Genomic DNA, 18,145 nt, shown 5'->3' with positions numbered 1-18,145 from the left:
GAAATGAGTGAAATCAGATTTCTTTGCGCCGTAGCGTCTCTGCGAGAGACAAGCTTTTTCCTTCTCAAGCAACAGACTTCTCGAATGCCCGATCATCCTGACCTTATTCGGTGCGGCGCTCGAAATCCGGCTTTCACGATTTGGGCTTGCACAGCATCTCATAGGCGGCATTAATGGCTTGCAAACGCCAGGCCTCTCCCCCTCTGTCGGGGTGATGCTGCATCGCCAGACGCCGATAGGCCTGTTTGATCACGTCATCTTCCACCGGATCGCTCAGGCCCAGCTCCGCGAGCGCTTCTGCGCGACCGTCAAAACGGACAAAATTACGCCAGAACGTCTCGATCAAAGCAGCGACCTCCTTCTCGGACATGTTCTCCAGATTTGTTATATCCAGATAATAATCACGCAGTGGGTCCGCTGCTGTGATGCCGATCTGCCCGGCTACATAGGGTAACAGGCGAATATTCAGGGGCGATATTTCTACCACGGCAGACTCTTGCTGCAAGCATTCCAGTTGCAACCGGTACAACGCATGAAACAGCAGAAAATGCATCTGAAACAGATCCAGCGGAGGAGCTGGCCGTTGCGTGGAAAAGCTGAAATAACCTTTCTCTTTCAATAACTGCAAAAGCTCGTACTCACCGACCCCTTCCGGAGTTTGCTTCAATATCTGCTCAATATCCTGGTAAAAGTTCTCCGGCAGGTGGTATCGGGTATTGATAGAATCATTTGACATAAACGGCCTGACGAGGGCTTTACTGATCCAGTATCAACCGCAGGTGTGTTTCATTCGCCACCTGTTCAATCTCAACGGTATTGAGGGCCGGAACCCGCTGCACCAGATAGGCGCATGTGGCGGTTATCATGGGTTGGTTATTTTCATTAAACGCCTGCAATAAATGCATGGCCACGTAGCGGGCGCGCTGCAAGCTATCCGGTTCGATAATATGTTGATCGGCCAGCTGGATACCCCGATCCATGTCTTCATCCATCTTGTCGAGAAAGTCACGCTGGTGGCCCGGCAATCGGGTATTACGGTCGAACTCGAATACGACTTCGCCATCAATATTCAGTTTCAACAGATTTTGCATCATACCCCCTGGTGGCCTGCGAGTATGGCAATTCAACCACGGTCCGGCCAGCTCAGTTGGCGGCCTGCATGGACCAGAAAGCGTGCTTCTTATCCAGAAACTCATCATAGGGAATATAGTGCGAACCGTCGCAGGAGAAGGTCAGCCCCACCAGACCGTTGAAAATATTCAATGTCCCGGAGCGCAGGTAAAAGGTCTCATCCATAAAACGCAGCTGGCGGAAGGCCTCGAGCACTTCATGAATCTGATTGGACGGGACCGTCGCTTCGCGTGAATAGGCCTGGTGCGGATAGGCCAGGCAGATATCCGGGTCGATCAGGGAGTCGATGTCCAGCAGGCGATAACGATAGGGATCTTCCATTTGCCAGATGATCGCACGACTGCTGGAGAAATGCAGAATGACATGAAACACCCCGTGCTTGGTCATCAATTCCTCGACTACGGAAAGCACGGTATCCAGATGTTTATCCATGTCACTATCCGCCCGTGACTGGTGAAACACCGTGCCACGAATCGAAGGATCACCCTTGATTTGCTGCCAGTAACGCGGCTCCTCATAAAGTTCACGGGTCAGGGGCAGATCACGCAGGTCAAAATCGGCGCCGATGAAACCCAGTGCTTTGCCATCACTATCACGTACCAGCTGAATGGCGGTCAGCGACGGACGGTGGGCGCGCAGGCTGATATAGGTATCGGAGAGCAGAAACCCGGAGCTGGGCACCACCTCGCACATATACGGGCGCCGGGAACGGTCCCGGCCGTAATCATTCGAGATAACCCCGTCGCGGGAGACATTGTCGCTGATCTGAATGGCCTCGGTGTTCAACACGTAGAGATATTTGCAGTTGGGTACCAGCTCAAGCTTTTCCCGCAATACATCATTGAGTGCCGGGCGAGCCGGCCAGACACGACTGCAGGCTTCCGCGATGTCATACAGCGGTGATTGCAACAATTTTCTCAGCGATTCGCGCTGACGAACAATGCTCTCTTTCAGAGCCGCTTTGGGATCAGTCACAACACTATCCGGTCAGATTATTAAAATGATGATTCAAGCTGGCGCAGGCGTGAGCGTAATTCGCTGACCTCGTCCAGCAGTTCCAGGGCCAGGGCGACACCGGCAAGATTGAGCTCCAGATCATGATACAGATGCATGGCGGCTCGCACGCGAGGCAATTGACTGGCCACAAATTGCCACTCGGCCGTTTCTTGGCCGAACGGTTCAACAATCCCCTCCTCGACCAGTGCCACGATGGCATCGCGCTCGACCCGGCAGGCGCCACTGAGTTCATCCAGCGTCAGCGTGGTTGTTTCATCAAGAATGATACCGGAAAGCGGTTCCTGTTGCCCCGTCATGATTCACACTCCCATCCCGGCACGCGGGTTAAAGTCGAACTCCTCGGCCATTTTCTGATAGAAGGCCTTCGCTTTGTCACTGTCGGCCGGAGGCTGGATGATTTTCAAGGTGACAAAGAGATCACCTGGTGTTTTGCCCGGAATACCCCGGCCCTTGAGCCGCAATTTGCTACCGCTTTCGGAATTGGCCGGAATCCGCATATCCACTTGACCATCGGGCGTCGGCACCTTGACCCGGGCCCCGAGCGCCGCTTCCCAGGGCGCCAGGGGCAAGTCCAGATACAGATCCCGGCCCTCGACGCGATACAATGGGTGCGGTTTGAAGTCCACTTCCAGATACAGATCGCCGGCCTGTCCGCCGCCCATGCCGGGATGGCCCTGACCCGACAGGCGGATGTGCTGCCCCTGACGCACGCCCTTGGGGATGCGCACGTTCAAACTGCGCTCGCGGGTGCGCACATGGCCCTGCTCATCCACTTCCGGCGCATGCAGGGTCAGATTGCGCTGGGTACCGTGGAAGGCGTCCTCCACATCGATCAACACCCGCGCGTGATGATCCTCGCCCCGGCTGCGAAAACCGGCGCCGTCCATTCCCCCCATTCCACCGCGCTGGCCGAACAGGGTTTCGAAAAAATCACTGAAGGATGCGGCGCCGGCGCCCCCACCGCCGAAGCCGCCACTGAATTCAAACCCGGCATCCCAGTCCGGCGGTGGCCGAAAATCCTGGCCACCCTGCCAGTTGGCGCCCAGTTGATCGTAGGCGGCGCGTTTTTCGGGATCCTTGAGCACTTCATAGGCTTCCGCCATCTCCTTGAAACGGTCCTCGGCGTCCGCTTCCTTGCTGACATCGGGGTGGTACTTGCGCGCCAGCTTGCGATAGGCGCGTTTGATCTCATCCTGGGTGGCGTCGCGCTCAACGCCCAGTATCTGGTAATAATCCTTATATTCCACTTTCGACTCCCGTTGAATACAGCTTTCTTATGACTAGGGGGCGGAAGAGGATATTTCAAGCAATTTCGTTATCCTTCTCAAGGTTTTATCGAGTGCAGGTTCAGGAAGAGTCCTTCATTTTGGCAAACGCCGCCGCCATGGCCGTATTGGCCGGTTTGCTGTCCGCTCTGGCCGGTTTTTTGGCCGGCGCAGACTTGTTGCCCCGGGGTTTGCTCTGGCGCGGCTTTGGCGCGGCCGGCTTGCCGGGCTCATCGGCCAGGCGCATCGACAGGCCCACCCGGTTACGCGCGATGTCCACCTCCATCACCTTGACCTTGACCACCTGGCCGGCTCTGACCACCTCGCGGGGATCGCGCACGAACCGATCGGCCAGGGCCGAGATGTGAACCAGACCATCCTGGTGGACGCCGATATCGACAAAGGCCCCGAAGTTGGTCACATTGCTGATCACCCCTTCGAGCAGCATCCCCGGTTGCAGATCCTTGAGCGTTTCCACCCCCTCCTTGAAGTTGGCGGTCTTGAACTCGGGACGCGGATCCCGCCCCGGCTTGTCCAGCTCGGCGATAATGTCACGCACCGTGGGCTCGCCGAACTGCTCATCGGTGTAATCATTGGCCGCCAGGCTGTTGAGAAAACGGCTGTCGCCGATCAGCGAATGAATATCCCGGTCGTTCTGTTCCAGAATACGCTCGACCACCGGATAGGCTTCGGGGTGCACCGCCGAGGCATCCAGCGGATTGCGGCCATCGCGAATCCGCAGAAACCCGGCGGCCTGCTCAAAGGCTCGCGGCCCCAGTCGGGCCACCTCGAGTAACTGCTGGCGATCCCCAAACGCCCCATGCTGTTCCCGATGCGCGACGATATTGGCCGCCAGCGAATCACTCAAGCCGGCCACCTGTGACAGCAGCGGCGCCGAGGCGGTATTGATCTCCACACCCACGGCGTTCACGCAATCCTCCACCACCGCATCGAGCTGGCGGGCCAGCTTGCCCTGGTTCACATCATGTTGATACTGACCCACACCGATCGATTTGGCATCGATTTTGACCAGCTCTGCCAGCGGATCCTGCAGGCGCCGGGCAATGGAGACCGCGCCGCGATAGGCGACATCCAGTTCGGGAAACTCCCTGGCCGCCAGTTCCGAGGCGGAATAGACCGAGGCACCAGCTTCGCTGACCATCAGCGAATGGACGGCGGGTTGCGGATACTGACGCACCAGCTCCTGCACCAGCTTGTCGGTCTCCCGCGACGCGGTACCGTTACCAATGCTGATCAACTCCACCTGATGTTTCTGAACCAATCCGGCCAGGGTCTCGATCGAGGCCTGCCACTGCTTCTTCGGCGGATGCGGGAAAATCGTGGTCGAGGCGAGCAGTTTGCCGGTCTGATCCACCACCACGACCTTGACGCCGGTGCGCAGGCCCGGATCCAATCCCATGGTGGTGCGGGTACCGGCCGGCGCGGCCAGCAACAGATCACGCAGGTTTTCACCGAAGACGCGGATCGCCTCTTCCTCGGCGCTCTCGCGCAGGCGCATGAACAGCTCACTTTCCATCTGCAACGCCAGCTTCACCCGCCAGGCCCAGCGGGCCGACTCCAGCAGCCAGCTGTCGGCGGCCCGGCCGGCATCGCGCAACCCGAAATGGCTGGCCACCATGGCATCGCAAAGCCCCATGGCAGTGACATTTTCCAGATCATCCTGGCCGGGAACCATTAACTTCAGGCGCAACACCCCTTCACTGCGACCGCGAAACAGCGCCAGCGCCCGATGCGAAGGAATCTTCTGCAGCGCTTCACTGTAATCAAAGTAGTCAGAGAACTTGGCCCCGTTTTGTTCCTCGCCGGACACGACACTGGCTACCAGCTGCCCCTTGTCCCACAGCCGATCGCGTAGTTGACCGACCAGATCCGCCTGCTCGGCGGCGCGCTCCATGAAGATCTGCCGGGCCCCTTCCAGCGCCCCTTCGGCCTCCTCCACCCCGGCCTCGGGATTGAGATACGCGTCGGCCAGCGGCAATGGATCCCGTGTCGGATCCTCGAGCAGCGCATCGAGCAACGGTTCCAGTCCGGCTTCGCGCGCGATCTGTGCCCGGGTCCGGCGTTTGGGTTTGTACGGGGCGTAAAGATCTTCCAGTCGGATCTTGGTCTCGGCCGCCTCCAGTGCCGCCTGCAGCTCATCGGTCAATTTGCCCTGCTCGCGAATCGATTCGATCACGCTGGCCCGGCGGTCCTCGAGTTCCCGCAAATAGCCCAGCCGCTCGTCGAGCCGGCGCAACTGGGTATCATCAAGTCCGGCGGTGGCCTCCTTGCGATAACGGGCAATGAACGGCACGGTCGCCCCGTCATCCAGCAAACGCATCGTGGCCTCGACCTGGGCCGGCCTGACGCCGAGCTCTTCGGCAAGTCGTTGGATAATGTTCATACAGCAGACAACCTGTGAATTCGGTTAATAACAGAACCCTGATCTTAACAAAGCCACCGCAAATACAGGTTTTTAAATCCGCTTGATCTGATTATCCAAACACGCTAGCTACACAAGCTACAGGACTTGAAAGTGACCCGGTTCTGATCTAGATCCGTGATACTTGAGATACACAGTTCCAAGCAAGGAGGTGCACCATGGCAGAAGAAACCAATACCCTGACACTGCGTCCCGGAAAACATGACAAGCTGGGCCTGTATCATTGTGGCGTGACTTATGAGGGTTTTGTTGTCGCCGGTGGCGAGCCACATAACATCAAGGACGGTGAGGAGATCACCATCTCGCGTGCGCCGCTCAAGGTAAAACGCGACGGCAGCGACTACACCTTCATGCGCGCGGCCTGATCGGTTCCGCCGCGCTGCCAGCGGCGAAGCTGTCAATATGACGGATTACAGACCACGAACATACTCGATCATCCGCCGACGCAGCTTCGCATCCGGCAGGCGCCCGTAACCGGCCCCCATGTTCTCGCGCATATGGGCCACCTGCGACGTGGCCGGAATCGCGCAGGTCACGGCGGGGTGCGAAATAATAAACTTGAGGAAGAACTGGGCCCAGTTCGTACAATCGATTTGTGCGGCCCACGCGGGCAACGGTTTCGATTCGAAACGGCGAAACAATCCGCCCCCCTGAAACGGCCGGTTAACCAGCACGGCAATTCCGCGCTCCCGCGCCAGCGGTAACAGGCGTTGCTCCGCCTCCCGATCCAGCAGGTTATAGGTCAGCTGCACAAAATCGAGCGGCTCTGTTTCCATGATACTCGCCAGTTCCGCGTGTCGCCGCCCGTGCGAGGTGGTGACGCCCAGATAACGAATGCGTCCCGCGGCTTTCCATTCCCTGAGCGTCGCCATGTGCGTCTGCCAGTCGAGCAGGTTATGCACCTGCATCAGATCGAAGCGTTCCACGCCCCATAACAGCCTGGAACGCTCCATCTGCCGCACGCCGGCGCGCCAGCCCGACGTCCACACCTTGGTGGCGGCAAACAGGTCGGGCGTCGCCGGCAGGTTTTTCAGACATTCACCAAGCACTTTTTCCGCCGTGCCGTACATGGGCGAGGAATCGATAACCTCCCCACCCTGCTCAAAGAAGGTTTTGAGAATGGCCGTGCGGGTCTGCATTGCGGCGCGATCATCGGGATCGATACCAAAAGTGAGCCAGGTTCCCATGCCGATAGCCGGCAGGTTTTCACCACTGGCAGGAATCTTTCTGAGAATTTTTTGCGATTTGTCCGCCCGGGCGAAGCCCGGTAGCTTGAGACTCAGGGCCAGTGCCAGCGCCTGTTGCAACAGGCGCCGTCGACTCAGGGAGACACTGTGATTTCGCGTCGACATAGGAGGTTTACCCGGGGTTTTAATAAACCGGAATCACGGCTGCTAATAACTCGTCCTGGAGTTGATCGATCTTATCCAGCCTGGAGCGGGCGATTGCTTCCACCCGGGGGCGGATCGATGCCAGTTCGGTTCCGTCGGCCAGTTGCAGACGCAACTCCAGCACCCACGGTTCACGAATCGGCTGGCCAATCCGGCTGACCAGAAAACACTGGGCCGCCAGCACTTCAGTTAATTCACCGACCAGGTCCGCTGCCAGTCGTTGCGCGGTGAGATTGTATAACTTGCCAACATGGGTGACCGGGTTCTTGCCGGCGGCCGCTTCCATGTTCATGGGCCGGTAAGGTGTGATCAGTCCGTTACTGCGATTGCCACGACCGACTTCACCGTCATCCCCGGCCTCGGCCGAAGTCCCTGTCACTGTCAGATAGAAACTGCCCTGTTCGGGGACATCGGCGGTATTCACGTTAATCTGCAGGGGATAGTCAGTGATGCCCGCCGCCAGCGCTTGCACCAGATCGGCGATCTGCTGCTTGTGAGCCATATAGTCATCGGCATCACGCACATACCGATCCACCATGGCACAGGCAATGGTCAGTTCGATCGTCCCGGCGCGACGCACGCCCATGACCTTGATATCCTCGCCGATAACCGGATAACGCTGCTTCACCTGTGGCGAATTCAGCTGCTGTTCGGTGCTATAGACGATTTGTTCGAGGTCATCCAGCGGCGCATAACCGACGCCGCAGGAGGTATCATTGGCCAGCGCGATGCCGGTCTGTTGCTGACGCTCATAGAGATCCACCAGATCCTGTGACCCATGGCGAACCAGGTGATGAATCACCGGTGTTGCCGTTTCCGGCAAGGCATGCAGATTCTCCTGCAACCAGCGATGCACTGTCTCTTCGACCAGCTCGCCAATCGGGACATCAACGCCTTTATAACGGGACGTTGCGCGACCGGCCAGAAAGATCTCCATCGGTGCGATAACCTCGCCACCACCGAATGCCGGATTGGATTCACCACCCCACAACAATGCCTTGTCAACATTGTGATGCAGGATCAACCCGAACCGATCCCGGTAATAGCGACACAATGCCAGGCTCAGGTTCTCGGCCAGGGCATCACAGATCGTATCGGGGTGCCCGAGTCCCTTGCGCTCGACAATTTCCACCGCCGAACCTGTCGGGTCCAGGTCCGGGTGAACCGTGATCAGCGTATCAACCATAATTTTCTCCCACCCGGCCTTAAACAGAAGTTTCCGGATATCCGAACGCTTTGTGTTCAGTATGTCGCGTCCTCGTATCCGGATCGCATCGTTAACAGAGCCTGTTCAGACAAATATGATGATTCAGAACGCGGCCCTGAATGCCGTGACAAACGCATCATAGTCCTGCACCGGCAAATGATTGATACCCGCCGCGGCCTGACGACCGCCACCGGTTTCGAACTGTCGGCAGAGTTCATCGGCGCCGCTCTTGTTGCTAAGAGGTGCCCGCACGCTGACCACATACCCCCCTTCCGGGCGGGTGGTCAACATGGCATGGGCCCGCTGCGGATACTGTTGTGCCAGCTGGTTGGCATAGACGCCACTGACTCGCCGTGCCCAGCGGGCATCGGGCAGCACATACAGGGCATGCCCGTCATCCGCATAGTCGGGCGTTATCGCCGCCACCTGTTCGAAATCCGTGTGATAGGCGTCCTGTAATCGTGCATAACCCGGCTCCTCATGAATAAAGGCAAACGGATCGGCATATGGCGCGAGCAATCGATACAATTCATCAGGATGATAGATCAGATCGTCAAGATTCGACCCATAACCATTATAGTTGAGGCAGGTACCCAGCAGCTTGAGTTGTTCCAGTTGCTCGCTGTTCAAGTCGAGCGGGATAGCTGCCTGTTCAGCCGAGGTATACAGGTTATCGCCAAATGCCGCGGTCACTGCCCAGGCCAGATACACATCATCCAGATAATGGCTTACCAGCAAACTGCTGCATACATTGGCATCGGTATCAATATAGGTTTCCAGCGTCGCATGCTGCGGAATCTCACCGGCGTAATGATGATCGAAATAGCGTACCTGTGCACCGGCTTCCAGCAGCCTGAGCAGATCGTCGCGGTTTTTATCCAGTGAAATGTCCAGCACTGTCACCTTATCCCCGCTACCGGCCTGCACGTTTTTTAACAGGCTGATGTCTCGTTTGATGCCGGTGACCAGCTGGCTTTCCTGTGGATCGGCCAGGCGTAACTGGTGCAAGGCACATATGCCGTCGGCGTCACCATTGAAGACATCGATATAACTACTCATACGGTTCCCTCCTCTTTATTTGAAAAAAGCTTTTTCCATTTCACGGTAGAGATAATTGGCATTGGCGCGATGGTTTTCCTCATACAATTGTGTATCTTCCCAATCCTCAAAATGGCTAGACTCAACCGCCTCCAGCATGGGCACGCCCTGCTCCACGGCCTCGCGCATTTCCTGACGTAGCCGTTTAACATATTCGCCGGTCTTTTCGACCATCGGGAATGGTTCGGTTTGCGGGCCACCGTGGCCCGGCACCATCAATTGAACGTCGGAAAAATGGTTCATTAACCATTCATGACCTTCCAGGATCTGCTTGCTATCACCGTCACCCATGTAGGTCGTGCGTTGATTGAAAGCCAGATCGGAAATCCAGAGTATCTCCTGCTTTGGCTGATAAACCACCAGGTCGCCATAGGAGTGATGTCGCCCGGTATTATAGATTTCAAAACGCTGGCCGCCCAACTCGATCACTTTTTTTGCAAACCGCTCCTTCTCGATATACACATCCGGTTGCGGCGGCTCAAAGCCCTGCATATCTTTTCGTAGCAGATCACGTCGATATGCCACCGATTCCTCCAGGGTCGAGGAATTGTTGTACTGCCGTGTGCCGGGATGGCCGATGATTGTGACATCCCCGAGTTGCTGAAAGGCGGCCGCCCCGTAAGCATGGTCCGGATGATTATGTGTGATGATGAGATATTTGATGGGTTGGTCCGTCACGCGGCGCACGCTGCTGATAAGCCGCTCACCCAGGCGGGGTGTCCCCAGGGTATCGATAACCACAACCCCTTCATCGGTCACGATGAAGCCTGCATTGCCGTTCCAGCCCCGGTTATCTTCATTGAGCGTGGAGATAGTGCCAAACAGAAAATAGGTGTTGTCATTCAATCGATACAGCGGCAACGGTTTGCTGGCGGCATTGTTCCCCTTGAGCGAAAACCGCGGCAATCTGTCTGTGTTGATTACGTTATCGGGTAATACCCATTCGCTTTCGATGGCCGCCGGATTGACCAACTGGCCATCGGGTGTCGAGGCCATCCCGGCGATAAGGAACCCTGTCATCAGCCACACCCCGACGAATGCTTGAAATACCATGAAGAAGCCCCTGAGCATAATCGGTACCAAAATATAAATAGATGGACAGGTTTGGCCTGACCGGTAACTTCAAGTGTAACAAGGGGGGCCTGTCGCCGCCATGCTCCCATAGACGATCCCGGCAGCGATCCCAGCAACGATGCCACCGGCATGCCTTCCTCGTCTGACTGCAGGACTGCCATTTAGCGAGTGATGTTCTATGCTGTTACAAGAGACGACAATTGCAGCCGGAGTGCCCATGCAGATAAAACAACTACTCAATGAATGGGCGGGAAGCGCCCGTCACGATGAACCGGTCACCCGTACCACCCTTGACCTGCCTCTGGAAGAAGCCGCCCGGCTTCTGGCGCTGCAGGAAATGTATCCGGGCCGCACCCGGGAGCAGCTATTGCTGGATCTGCTGACCAGCGCCCTCGATGAACTGGAAGCGGCACTGCCCTATGTCCCTGGTGAGAAAATCATCAGCGAGGACGATTATGGCGACCCGATCTACGAGGATGTGGGTCCCACTCCCCGCTTTCTGGCGCTGACACGCAAATACCGGGAACAGCTGCAACAACAGGCCAACGCTCAGCCCGCTGGCGAAGCCGAACCGACCCGCTGAGCCTTGCCAGGCTTGCAAACTGGCGCCAGTCACGACGAACACACTTTATATAGTATAGTGTGAATCCACCCTGCTTAATGTTTGTACTCCCGCATGTTTGGTCACGAACTCAGTACCGCGCAAATCATTGCCATCGCCATTCTGCCGACCCTGTTCGGCATCGTGGTCCATGAAGTGGCACACGGCTGGATGGCCAACCGGCTCGGCGATCCGACCGCCGCCATGCTGGGCCGGCTGACGCTCAACCCTCTGAAGCATATTGATCCGGTTGGTACTGTCCTGGTGCCGCTGATCCTGATCCTGACTGTCGGTTTTGCGTTTGGCTGGGCAAAGCCGGTACCGATCAACTGGGAAAACCTGCATCATCCCCGACGTGACAGCGCCTGGGTGGCGGCCGCCGGCCCCGGTGCCAATTTTCTCATGGCCATTGGCTGGGGCATTATTGGCAAAATCGCCAGTCTGTTGCCGGCAGGCCTGGAAACCATTGCGATCCCCCTGATGTACATGGGGATGTTCGGCATGTTCATTAACATTCTGTTGATGGTGTTAAACCTGATTCCCCTGCCACCGACCGACGGGGGCCGCATAGCCACCAGTCTGCTGCCGCCCCCGCTGGGACAGGCACTGAGCCGTGTGGAACCTTTCGGCATCCCCATCCTGCTGGTATTGCTGCTGACCGGCCTGCTGTGGCGTATTATGGCCCCGCCGATCGCCGCCACCCTGGGGCTGATTCGCCAGCTCATCGGCTTTGGTTAAGCCCGGTCATTGCCGGCTCAAACAGCCGATGTTCCACGCGTGTCTCCTGTTTTCGGCTGAACCCCTTGTCTTCGGTGTTAAAGTCCCCATCACTATGACAAACACATTACGGATGCAGCAGGTATCCGGCAGCTAACAGGAGAATCCCATGACAGACCCGATGACCACCCAGGCGCGCTTTACTATCGGTCAGGTCGTCCATCACCAGAAGTTCGACTATCGTGGTGTCATCGTCGACGTCGATCCGATCTTTGAGGGCAGTGACGAGTGGTATGAACAGGTCGCACGCAGTCAGCCGCCCAAGGACCAGCCCTGGTACCATGTGCTGGTCGATAATGGCGATCAGATGACATACGTGGCCGAACGGCATCTCGAAGCCGACGACAGTGGCGACCCGATTCATCACCCGGCACTGGAAAACTTCTTCAGTGACTTCAACGGCAGCAATTACCAGCCCCGCCAGGCACTCAACTGAGGCCGAACGGTCTGATCCATCCATGGTGACGCGGCTGGAGCCTCAATTACGCCAGGCCGGCAGCAGTGATCTGCCAAAGCTCAATGCCGTCATCGAGGCCGCCGTCATGGGCTGGGATCTCCCGGAACGGGTCAAACGCCTGGCCCTGCCCAGCTATCGTTACGACGAGCACGATCTCGATCACCTGGATTTGTGGGTCGCACAAATCCCGCCAGCGATCGTCGGCGTCGTTGCGCTCGAGCCGGCCGACACGCGGGACTTGCCCAACGGCCAATGCGGCCTGCTGTTGCACGGTCTCTATGTCCACCCCGACTATCAGCACCAGGGGATCGGTCGTCGGCTGTTGCAGCATGCCGAACAACAGGTGCGTGAGCGCCATCTCGATGGTTTGCTGGTCCGTGCCCAGAGCGGTGCCGGTGAATTTTTCGTGGCTCAGGGCATGCAGGGGCTGGCACCCCGGGACAACGAGCGTGACTATCAATACCGCTACTGGAAAACCGTTACGCCGTAAGAAGATCCCGCCATTGACGAAAATAACCCGAAACCCCGGCTCCCACTGAAGGTGCCGGAAAATAAAACAGTCAGCGTTGCAGCGTCGTTTCGATGCATTCGTTCCTGTTGTTGATCCGATGTGTAATTTTACCGGCTATCCCGCTCGATTCCGTATCCGCCCGGAATTTGCTATGCTGTGTGCTCTTTCTGTCACAAAGTCGTTATTATGAAGTGGTTGATACGTTACTTTTTTAAAGGTCTGCGAGCGCTGCTCGGGCCGATTATTCTGCTGGTGGACAAACTCAGCACGCCTCGTGGCATCAAACGCTCAGCGCAAGAGCAACAACAGGTTGACGAACAGACCCGCAAGCTGGCGCTTTACCAGTTCCGCACCTGCCCGTTTTGTATCAAGGTCCGCCGGGCCGCTAAACGACTGTCACTGAATATTGAAAAACGCGACGCTCTGGGTAACCCGGTGCACCGCCGGGAACTGCTCGAAGGTGGTGGTGAAATCAAGGTACCCTGCCTGCGCATTACCGAGGATGACGGCCAGGTGCGCTGGTTGTATGAATCGGACGATATTATCGATTATCTGCAGCAGCGTTTTGCCTGAATAACGAATCAGCAATCAGCCCCTACCCGCAAAGCGGGTCGTATGATGAAACCCCTCCGGTGGGGCTATGTCAGGCAAAAAGTGCAAGGAGGCACTCCATCTACCCGGCTATCATACTCTCGCCAAGACGCAGAGGCGCTGAGAATGCGAAAATCAGATTTCTCTGCGCCTTGGCGTCTCTGCGAGAGATAAGCTTTTCCTTCTACTTCAAAAACAACCACTTTCCAACACTGTACTTTGCAAAATTCACAACCGGGTTGTATCTCTCCGAAAAAAGCGGTGGTATAGCAGGGTTTAATCATGGTTCAGTGGCGCGTAACATCATTCGTATTTTGATCGTTGATCAGGGGAACAAAGGCGACCCCGAGAATTTTTTGCGTGCGGATATTACCCGCCTCTTCGCGCGTGATTAGCAACAATTCCTGATAGCTGTAGGGTGGGCCAACCGGGATCACCAGCCGGCCGCCCGGCCTGAGTTGTTCGATCAATGCCGGCGGAATCTCACTGGCCGCCGCGGTGACAATAATACCGTCAAACGGCGCCCTGTCCTGCCAGCCGTCATACCCATTGGCACAACGCACCTCGATATTGGCATAACCGAGATCCGCAAACCGTTTACGGGCAGTCTCCGCCAGCTCCGGGATCCGCTCCAGGCTATAGACTTGCCGGGCCAGTTGCGCCAGGATCGCGGCCTGATACCCCGAGCCGGTTCCCACTTCCAGTACCACGCTCTCGGGCGTCAACTCGAGCAAGTCCGTCATCAATGCCACGATATAGGGCTGGGAAATGGTCTGGCCATTGCCAATAGGTAACGGTCCGTTGTCATAGGCCTGCTCCCGATTGGCTGGTGGAATAAACGCGGCCCGATCCACGTCCGACATCGCTTGCATCACGGCCTCACTGAACTGCCTCCGCCCGGTCATGCTGGCCGTATAGCGGGCTTCGGTCGCGATGGTGTCGAGCATCTGTTGCCGGGTATCGGCCATGGCGCTCAGGTCCCTTCCTGCCAGCTGGCCAGGTAGGCCTGCTGCACGTCGGTCAGGGTATCGATATCGATCGCCATGGCCGCCAGCTTCAACCGGGCGATCTCCTGATCTATCTCAGGCGGCACACTATGCACCCCCGGGGATAGCTGCCCGTGCTGTTGGGTCAGGTGAATCACCCCCAGCACCTGGTTGGCAAAACTCATATCCATCACCGCCGAGGGGTGACCTTCCGCAGCCGCCAGGTTGACCAGACGCCCCTCGGCCAGCAGTCGAATACGGCGCCCGTCCGCTAACACATACTCTTCCACATGCTCTCGCGGTTGCTGTTTGTCGCGACTCATCGCCTGCAACGCCTCCAGGTTGATCTCTACATTGAAATGACCGGCATTGGCAATCACGCAACCGTCTTTCATGACGTCCAGGTGGGCCCGATCGATCACATGCTTGTCACCGGTCACTGTGAGCATAAAATCCGACTGGCGCGCCGCTTCCAGCAGGGGCATCACCCGGTAACCGTCCATGGCCGCCTCCAGGGCCCGCAGCGGCTCGACTTCACAGACGATGATTTTCGCTCCATGGCCGGCCGCCCGGCGGGCCACGCCTCGCCCGCACCAGCCATAACCGATGACAGTGAAAGTCTTGCCGGCCAGCAAAATATTGGTCGCCCTGATGATACCGTCGAGCGCGCTTTGCCCGGTGCCGTAACGGTTATCGAACAGATGTTTGGTCATGGCGTCATTCACCGCCAGCACCGGTACCCGCAGGGCACCGTCAGCGGCCATGGCGCGCAGCCGGATCACGCCGGTGGTAGTCTCTTCGGTACCGCCCAGCATCTGCGGCAACAGATCCGCCCGATTTTTATGCAGCTCGCTGATCAGATCGGCACCGTCATCCAACGTGATTTGCGGCTGATGATCCAGAGCGGACCTCAAATGCTGGTAATAGACTTCAGTCGACTCCCCCCGGCGGGCGAACACCGGAATCCCGTGCCGTTCAACGAGCGCTGCCGCCACATCATCCTGCGTACTGAGCGGGTTGCTGGCACACAACACCAGATCGGCCCCGGCGGCCTTGAGCGTACGAGCCAGATTGGCAGTTTCAGTGGTAATATGCAGACAGCCACTGAGGCGCAAACCGTCCAGCGGCCGTTCCTCGGCAAGCCGCTGCATCAGATCCCGCATCACCGGCATCTCTGCCAGCGCCCAGTCGATACGCTTGCTGCCCTGGTCCGCCAGGGCCGGATTGGTAATATCCGACATGGATACTCCTGTTGTTAATGGTTGTATTCAGCAGAATGCTCCCCCGGCTTGAACTGCCAGAAAAATCACCCAGATAGATAATTATAGGAATATATCCTTTAATATAAGTATAGTGGCAAAATGCGCCGCGCAACATGAGTCAAGCATGGTCAGTGTCAGTCGCAAACATCCCGAAATCGCCGCCGACAGCCCGGTGGATATCGATGCCTGGCTGGATAGTCTGCAAGCCAACTACAGTCCCGATGATCTGACACTGATTCGCCGCGCCGCAGCACTGTCCCGCGAAGCCCATGAAGGACAGCAACGCGCCTCTGGTGAGCCCTATTTCATGCACAGCCTGGCGGTGGCGCAGATCCTGACCGAGCTCAATCTGGATGCCAACAGCATCAGTGCCGCCATGCTGCACGATGTAGTGGAAGACACTCGCTTTACCCTGGAAGACCTTCAGAATCAGTTTGGCGAGGATGTCGCACACCTGGTCGACGGGGTTACCAAGATGGACATCATCGCCACCCTGCGCGGCGGCGATCTGCAGGAACAAAAAGAACACCTCCAGGCGGAAAACCTGCGCAAGATGTTGCTGGCCATGGCCGAGGACGTTCGCGTGGTGTTGATCAAGCTGGCCGATCGCCTGCATAACATGCGTACGCTCTCCGCCCTGCCTGACGAAAAACAGCGTCGCATCGCCCGGGAAACCATGGATATCTTCGCACCGCTGGCCAACCGCCTCGGTATCTGGCAGCTCAAGTGGGAACTGGAAGATCTCGCCTTTCGTTATCTGCGGCCGGCCGATTACAAACAGATCGCCGAACATCTTGCCGAACGTCGCAATGAACGGGAACACTACCTGACCCGGTTTGTACATCAGTTACAGACGGAACTGGATAAGGCCGGCATTGAGGCCGAGGTCAAGGGCCGGGTCAAACACATCTACGGCATCTGGAAAAAGATGCAGCGCAAGCAACAGGCCTTTCACCAGATTTATGATGTACGTGCGGTACGTATTTATGTGGAGACGCTTCCCGCCTGTTATGCGGCACTGGGGATTGTTCATACTCTGTGGAATTATCTGCCCGGCGAATTTGACGATTACATCGCCACCCCAAAGGAAAACAACTACCGTTCGATCCACACCGCAGTGATCGGCCCGGAAGGGAAAACCGTCGAAGTCCAGATCCGCACCTGGGATATGCACCAGGAGTCGGAATATGGCGTTGCGGCGCACTGGCGCTACAAGGAAGGTATCCGAAGTAACCAGGCATTCGACGAAAAAATCGCCTGGCTGCGACAGTTGCTGGAATGGAAGGAGGATATCGCCGAGGCCGGCGAATTTGTCGATCAGTTCAAGTCCGAAGTGTTTGCCGATCGGGTCTATGTTTTTACTCCCAAAGGCAACATCATTGATCTGCCCGCCGGCGCCACGCCGCTGGACTTTGCCTACCGGATACATACCGAAGTGGGTCATCGCTGCCGTGGCGCCAAGGTCAACGGTCGCATGGTTTCCCTGACACAGCCGCTGCATACCGGCGATCAGGTGGAAATACTCAGTGTCAAAAAAGGCGGACCCAGTCGCGACTGGATGAACCCGCAGCTGGGGTACCTGGTGACCAGCAAAGCGCGCCAGCAGGTGCAACGCTGGTTTCGGCTGCAGAATCTCGAACAGAATATTGCCGATGGACGCAGTATTGTCGAGCGGGAGCTCAAACGACTCGGGTTTGGCGATATTAAATATGAGAAGCTGGCCAACCAGATGGGTTACAGGCAGGTGGATGAGTTTCTCGCCGCACTGGGACGGGGAGATATCAAACCCGGGCGCATTGCCACGGCGGCACATCACCTCAGCGAACCGGCTCCACAAAGCGAAACCGAGACACCGCTGCTGCGCAAACCCCGTGCCCGCCCCGGCACGTCGGACATCGAAGTCCATGGTGTCGGCGATCTGCTGACCAAGTTCGCACGCTGCTGCAAACCGGTTCCCGGTGACGCCATTGTCGGCTTCATCACCCAGGGACAGGGCGTCTCCATACACCGGCGTGACTGTCACAATGTACTGCGCGCCATCGCCGAGCACCCCGAACGCTTCGTCGAAGTTGAGTGGGGACAACGCTCCAGCGGCAGCTATCCGGTGGACATCGAAATCCAGGCTTACGATCGTCAGGGATTGCTCCGCGACATCACCACTTTGCTGGCCAATGCCGGTGTCGATGTGACCGCGGTCAGCACCCAGTCACACAAGCAAAGCCATACTGCCACATTAACGATCACCGCCGAAGTTCCCGACATCGATGCCCTGAGCACCGTACTGGCACGTATCAACCAGCTCAACAACGTCACCGAGGTTCGGCGCAAGACCAA

The 18,145-nt window shown here is 57.4% G+C and carries 19 protein-coding genes; 7 read left to right on the top strand and 12 right to left on the bottom strand.

What is annotated here, in order from left to right:
• Positions 1–133: 133 nt before the first annotated feature.
• The 6 genes from RI563_RS05420 to RI563_RS05395 form a co-directional block, all read right to left on the bottom strand.
• The gene (locus tag RI563_RS05420) at positions 134–736 is read right to left on the bottom strand and encodes a DNA-J related domain-containing protein (RefSeq protein WP_310693337.1); all 603 of its coding nucleotides are present in this window, start codon (positions 734–736) and stop codon (positions 134–136) included.
• 19 nt (positions 737–755) lie between these two features.
• Positions 756–1,094, bottom strand: coding sequence for a hypothetical protein (locus RI563_RS05415; RefSeq protein ID WP_310693336.1), 339 nt, complete (start codon positions 1,092–1,094; stop codon positions 756–758).
• A gap of 49 nt (positions 1,095–1,143) precedes the next feature.
• Positions 1,144–2,106: a PDC sensor domain-containing protein gene (locus RI563_RS05410; protein WP_310693335.1), complete on the bottom strand. Its 963-nt coding sequence runs from the start codon at positions 2,104–2,106 to the stop codon at positions 1,144–1,146.
• 20 nt (positions 2,107–2,126) lie between these two features.
• Positions 2,127–2,444 carry a chaperone modulator CbpM gene (locus RI563_RS05405; protein ID WP_310693334.1) on the bottom strand — a complete coding sequence of 106 codons (318 nt, stop codon included), beginning with the start codon at positions 2,442–2,444 and terminating at the stop codon, positions 2,127–2,129.
• Positions 2,445–2,447: 3 nt separating this feature from the next.
• Complete coding sequence (locus RI563_RS05400) at positions 2,448–3,395, bottom strand: DnaJ C-terminal domain-containing protein (protein ID WP_310693333.1); 948 nt, start codon at positions 3,393–3,395, stop codon at positions 2,448–2,450.
• A gap of 100 nt (positions 3,396–3,495) precedes the next feature.
• Positions 3,496–5,817 (bottom strand): Tex family protein, encoded by a 2,322-nt coding sequence (locus tag RI563_RS05395; protein WP_310693332.1) that lies wholly within the window; start codon positions 5,815–5,817, stop codon positions 3,496–3,498.
• Positions 5,818–6,014: 197 nt separating this feature from the next.
• Between RI563_RS05395 and RI563_RS05390 the strand changes: the two genes are divergently transcribed.
• Positions 6,015–6,221, top strand: a complete 207-nt coding sequence (locus RI563_RS05390; RefSeq protein ID WP_310693331.1) for a hypothetical protein — start codon at positions 6,015–6,017, stop codon at positions 6,219–6,221.
• A 45-nt stretch (positions 6,222–6,266) separates the two neighbouring features.
• On the opposite strand, the gene RI563_RS05385 is transcribed toward RI563_RS05390, so the two are convergent.
• From RI563_RS05385 to RI563_RS05370, 4 genes are all read right to left on the bottom strand, one after another.
• Positions 6,267–7,208, bottom strand: a complete 942-nt coding sequence (locus tag RI563_RS05385; protein ID WP_310693330.1) for an aldo/keto reductase — start codon at positions 7,206–7,208, stop codon at positions 6,267–6,269.
• A 19-nt stretch (positions 7,209–7,227) separates the two neighbouring features.
• The gene (locus tag RI563_RS05380) at positions 7,228–8,433 is read right to left on the bottom strand and encodes a methionine adenosyltransferase (protein WP_310693329.1); all 1,206 of its coding nucleotides are present in this window, start codon (positions 8,431–8,433) and stop codon (positions 7,228–7,230) included.
• 123 nt (positions 8,434–8,556) lie between these two features.
• Complete coding sequence (locus tag RI563_RS05375) at positions 8,557–9,513, bottom strand: acetyltransferase (RefSeq protein ID WP_310693328.1); 957 nt, start codon at positions 9,511–9,513, stop codon at positions 8,557–8,559.
• 15 nt (positions 9,514–9,528) lie between these two features.
• Complete coding sequence (locus RI563_RS05370; protein ID WP_310693327.1) at positions 9,529–10,605, bottom strand: MBL fold metallo-hydrolase; 1,077 nt, start codon at positions 10,603–10,605, stop codon at positions 9,529–9,531.
• 238 nt (positions 10,606–10,843) lie between these two features.
• Between RI563_RS05370 and RI563_RS05365 the strand changes: the two genes are divergently transcribed.
• From RI563_RS05365 to RI563_RS05345, 5 genes are all read left to right on the top strand, one after another.
• Positions 10,844–11,209 carry a type 1 pili tip component gene (locus RI563_RS05365; protein ID WP_310693326.1) on the top strand — a complete coding sequence of 122 codons (366 nt, stop codon included), beginning with the start codon at positions 10,844–10,846 and terminating at the stop codon, positions 11,207–11,209.
• Between the two features lie 93 nt (positions 11,210–11,302).
• Complete coding sequence (locus tag RI563_RS05360; protein WP_310693325.1) at positions 11,303–11,965, top strand: site-2 protease family protein; 663 nt, start codon at positions 11,303–11,305, stop codon at positions 11,963–11,965.
• A gap of 160 nt (positions 11,966–12,125) precedes the next feature.
• Positions 12,126–12,440: a heat shock protein HspQ gene (gene hspQ / locus RI563_RS05355; protein ID WP_310693354.1), complete on the top strand. Its 315-nt coding sequence runs from the start codon at positions 12,126–12,128 to the stop codon at positions 12,438–12,440.
• 22 nt (positions 12,441–12,462) lie between these two features.
• A complete protein-coding gene (locus RI563_RS05350) occupies positions 12,463–12,951 on the top strand; it encodes a GNAT family N-acetyltransferase (RefSeq protein WP_310693324.1) in 489 nt (162 codons plus the stop codon).
• Positions 12,952–13,158: 207 nt separating this feature from the next.
• On the top strand, positions 13,159–13,545 hold the full coding sequence (locus RI563_RS05345) for a glutathione S-transferase N-terminal domain-containing protein (RefSeq protein ID WP_310693323.1): 387 nt from the start codon (positions 13,159–13,161) through the stop codon (positions 13,543–13,545).
• A gap of 305 nt (positions 13,546–13,850) precedes the next feature.
• Here RI563_RS05345 and RI563_RS05340 read toward each other — a convergent pair whose 3' ends face one another.
• Both RI563_RS05340 and RI563_RS05335 read right to left on the bottom strand, forming a co-directional pair.
• Positions 13,851–14,531: a protein-L-isoaspartate(D-aspartate) O-methyltransferase gene (locus tag RI563_RS05340; RefSeq protein ID WP_310693322.1), complete on the bottom strand. Its 681-nt coding sequence runs from the start codon at positions 14,529–14,531 to the stop codon at positions 13,851–13,853.
• Between the two features lie 5 nt (positions 14,532–14,536).
• Positions 14,537–15,790 (bottom strand): adenosylhomocysteinase, encoded by a 1,254-nt coding sequence (locus RI563_RS05335; protein WP_310693321.1) that lies wholly within the window; start codon positions 15,788–15,790, stop codon positions 14,537–14,539.
• Positions 15,791–15,935: 145 nt separating this feature from the next.
• On the opposite strand from RI563_RS05335, the gene relA reads away from it, so the two are divergent.
• The coding region (gene relA, locus RI563_RS05330; RefSeq protein WP_310693320.1) for a GTP diphosphokinase at positions 15,936–18,145 on the top strand (2,210 nt) is incomplete at its 3' end.

Source organism: Thiohalophilus sp. (genome assembly GCF_031581315.1).
Classification (GTDB): domain Bacteria; phylum Pseudomonadota; class Gammaproteobacteria; order UBA6429; family Thiohalophilaceae; genus Thiohalophilus.
The sequence above is the reverse complement of the archived record's forward strand: the minus strand, read 5'-3'. Positions and strand labels throughout refer to the sequence as shown.

Bases quoted from the DNA above. Each gene is read 5' to 3' on its own strand.
- RI563_RS05420 (WP_310693337.1), bottom strand. From the start codon at position 736: ATGTCAAATGATTCTATCAATACCCGATACCACCTGCCGGAGAACTTT.
- RI563_RS05415 (WP_310693336.1), bottom strand. From the start codon at position 1,094: ATGATGCAAAATCTGTTGAAACTGAATATTGATGGCGAAGTCGTATTC.
- RI563_RS05405 (WP_310693334.1), bottom strand. From the start codon at position 2,444: ATGACGGGGCAACAGGAACCGCTTTCCGGTATCATTCTTGATGAAACA.
- RI563_RS05395 (WP_310693332.1), bottom strand. From the start codon at position 5,817: ATGAACATTATCCAACGACTTGCCGAAGAGCTCGGCGTCAGGCCGGCC.
- RI563_RS05390 (WP_310693331.1), top strand. From the start codon at position 6,015: ATGGCAGAAGAAACCAATACCCTGACACTGCGTCCCGGAAAACATGAC.
- RI563_RS05385 (WP_310693330.1), bottom strand. From the start codon at position 7,208: ATGTCGACGCGAAATCACAGTGTCTCCCTGAGTCGACGGCGCCTGTTG.
- RI563_RS05380 (WP_310693329.1), bottom strand. From the start codon at position 8,433: ATGGTTGATACGCTGATCACGGTTCACCCGGACCTGGACCCGACAGGT.
- RI563_RS05375 (WP_310693328.1), bottom strand. From the start codon at position 9,513: ATGAGTAGTTATATCGATGTCTTCAATGGTGACGCCGACGGCATATGT.
- RI563_RS05370 (WP_310693327.1), bottom strand. From the start codon at position 10,605: ATGGTATTTCAAGCATTCGTCGGGGTGTGGCTGATGACAGGGTTCCTT.
- RI563_RS05365 (WP_310693326.1), top strand. From the start codon at position 10,844: ATGCAGATAAAACAACTACTCAATGAATGGGCGGGAAGCGCCCGTCAC.
- RI563_RS05360 (WP_310693325.1), top strand. From the start codon at position 11,303: ATGTTTGGTCACGAACTCAGTACCGCGCAAATCATTGCCATCGCCATT.
- hspQ (WP_310693354.1), top strand. From the start codon at position 12,126: ATGACCACCCAGGCGCGCTTTACTATCGGTCAGGTCGTCCATCACCAG.
- RI563_RS05350 (WP_310693324.1), top strand. From the start codon at position 12,463: ATGGTGACGCGGCTGGAGCCTCAATTACGCCAGGCCGGCAGCAGTGAT.
- RI563_RS05345 (WP_310693323.1), top strand. From the start codon at position 13,159: ATGAAGTGGTTGATACGTTACTTTTTTAAAGGTCTGCGAGCGCTGCTC.
- RI563_RS05340 (WP_310693322.1), bottom strand. From the start codon at position 14,531: ATGGCCGATACCCGGCAACAGATGCTCGACACCATCGCGACCGAAGCC.
- RI563_RS05335 (WP_310693321.1), bottom strand. From the start codon at position 15,790: ATGTCGGATATTACCAATCCGGCCCTGGCGGACCAGGGCAGCAAGCGT.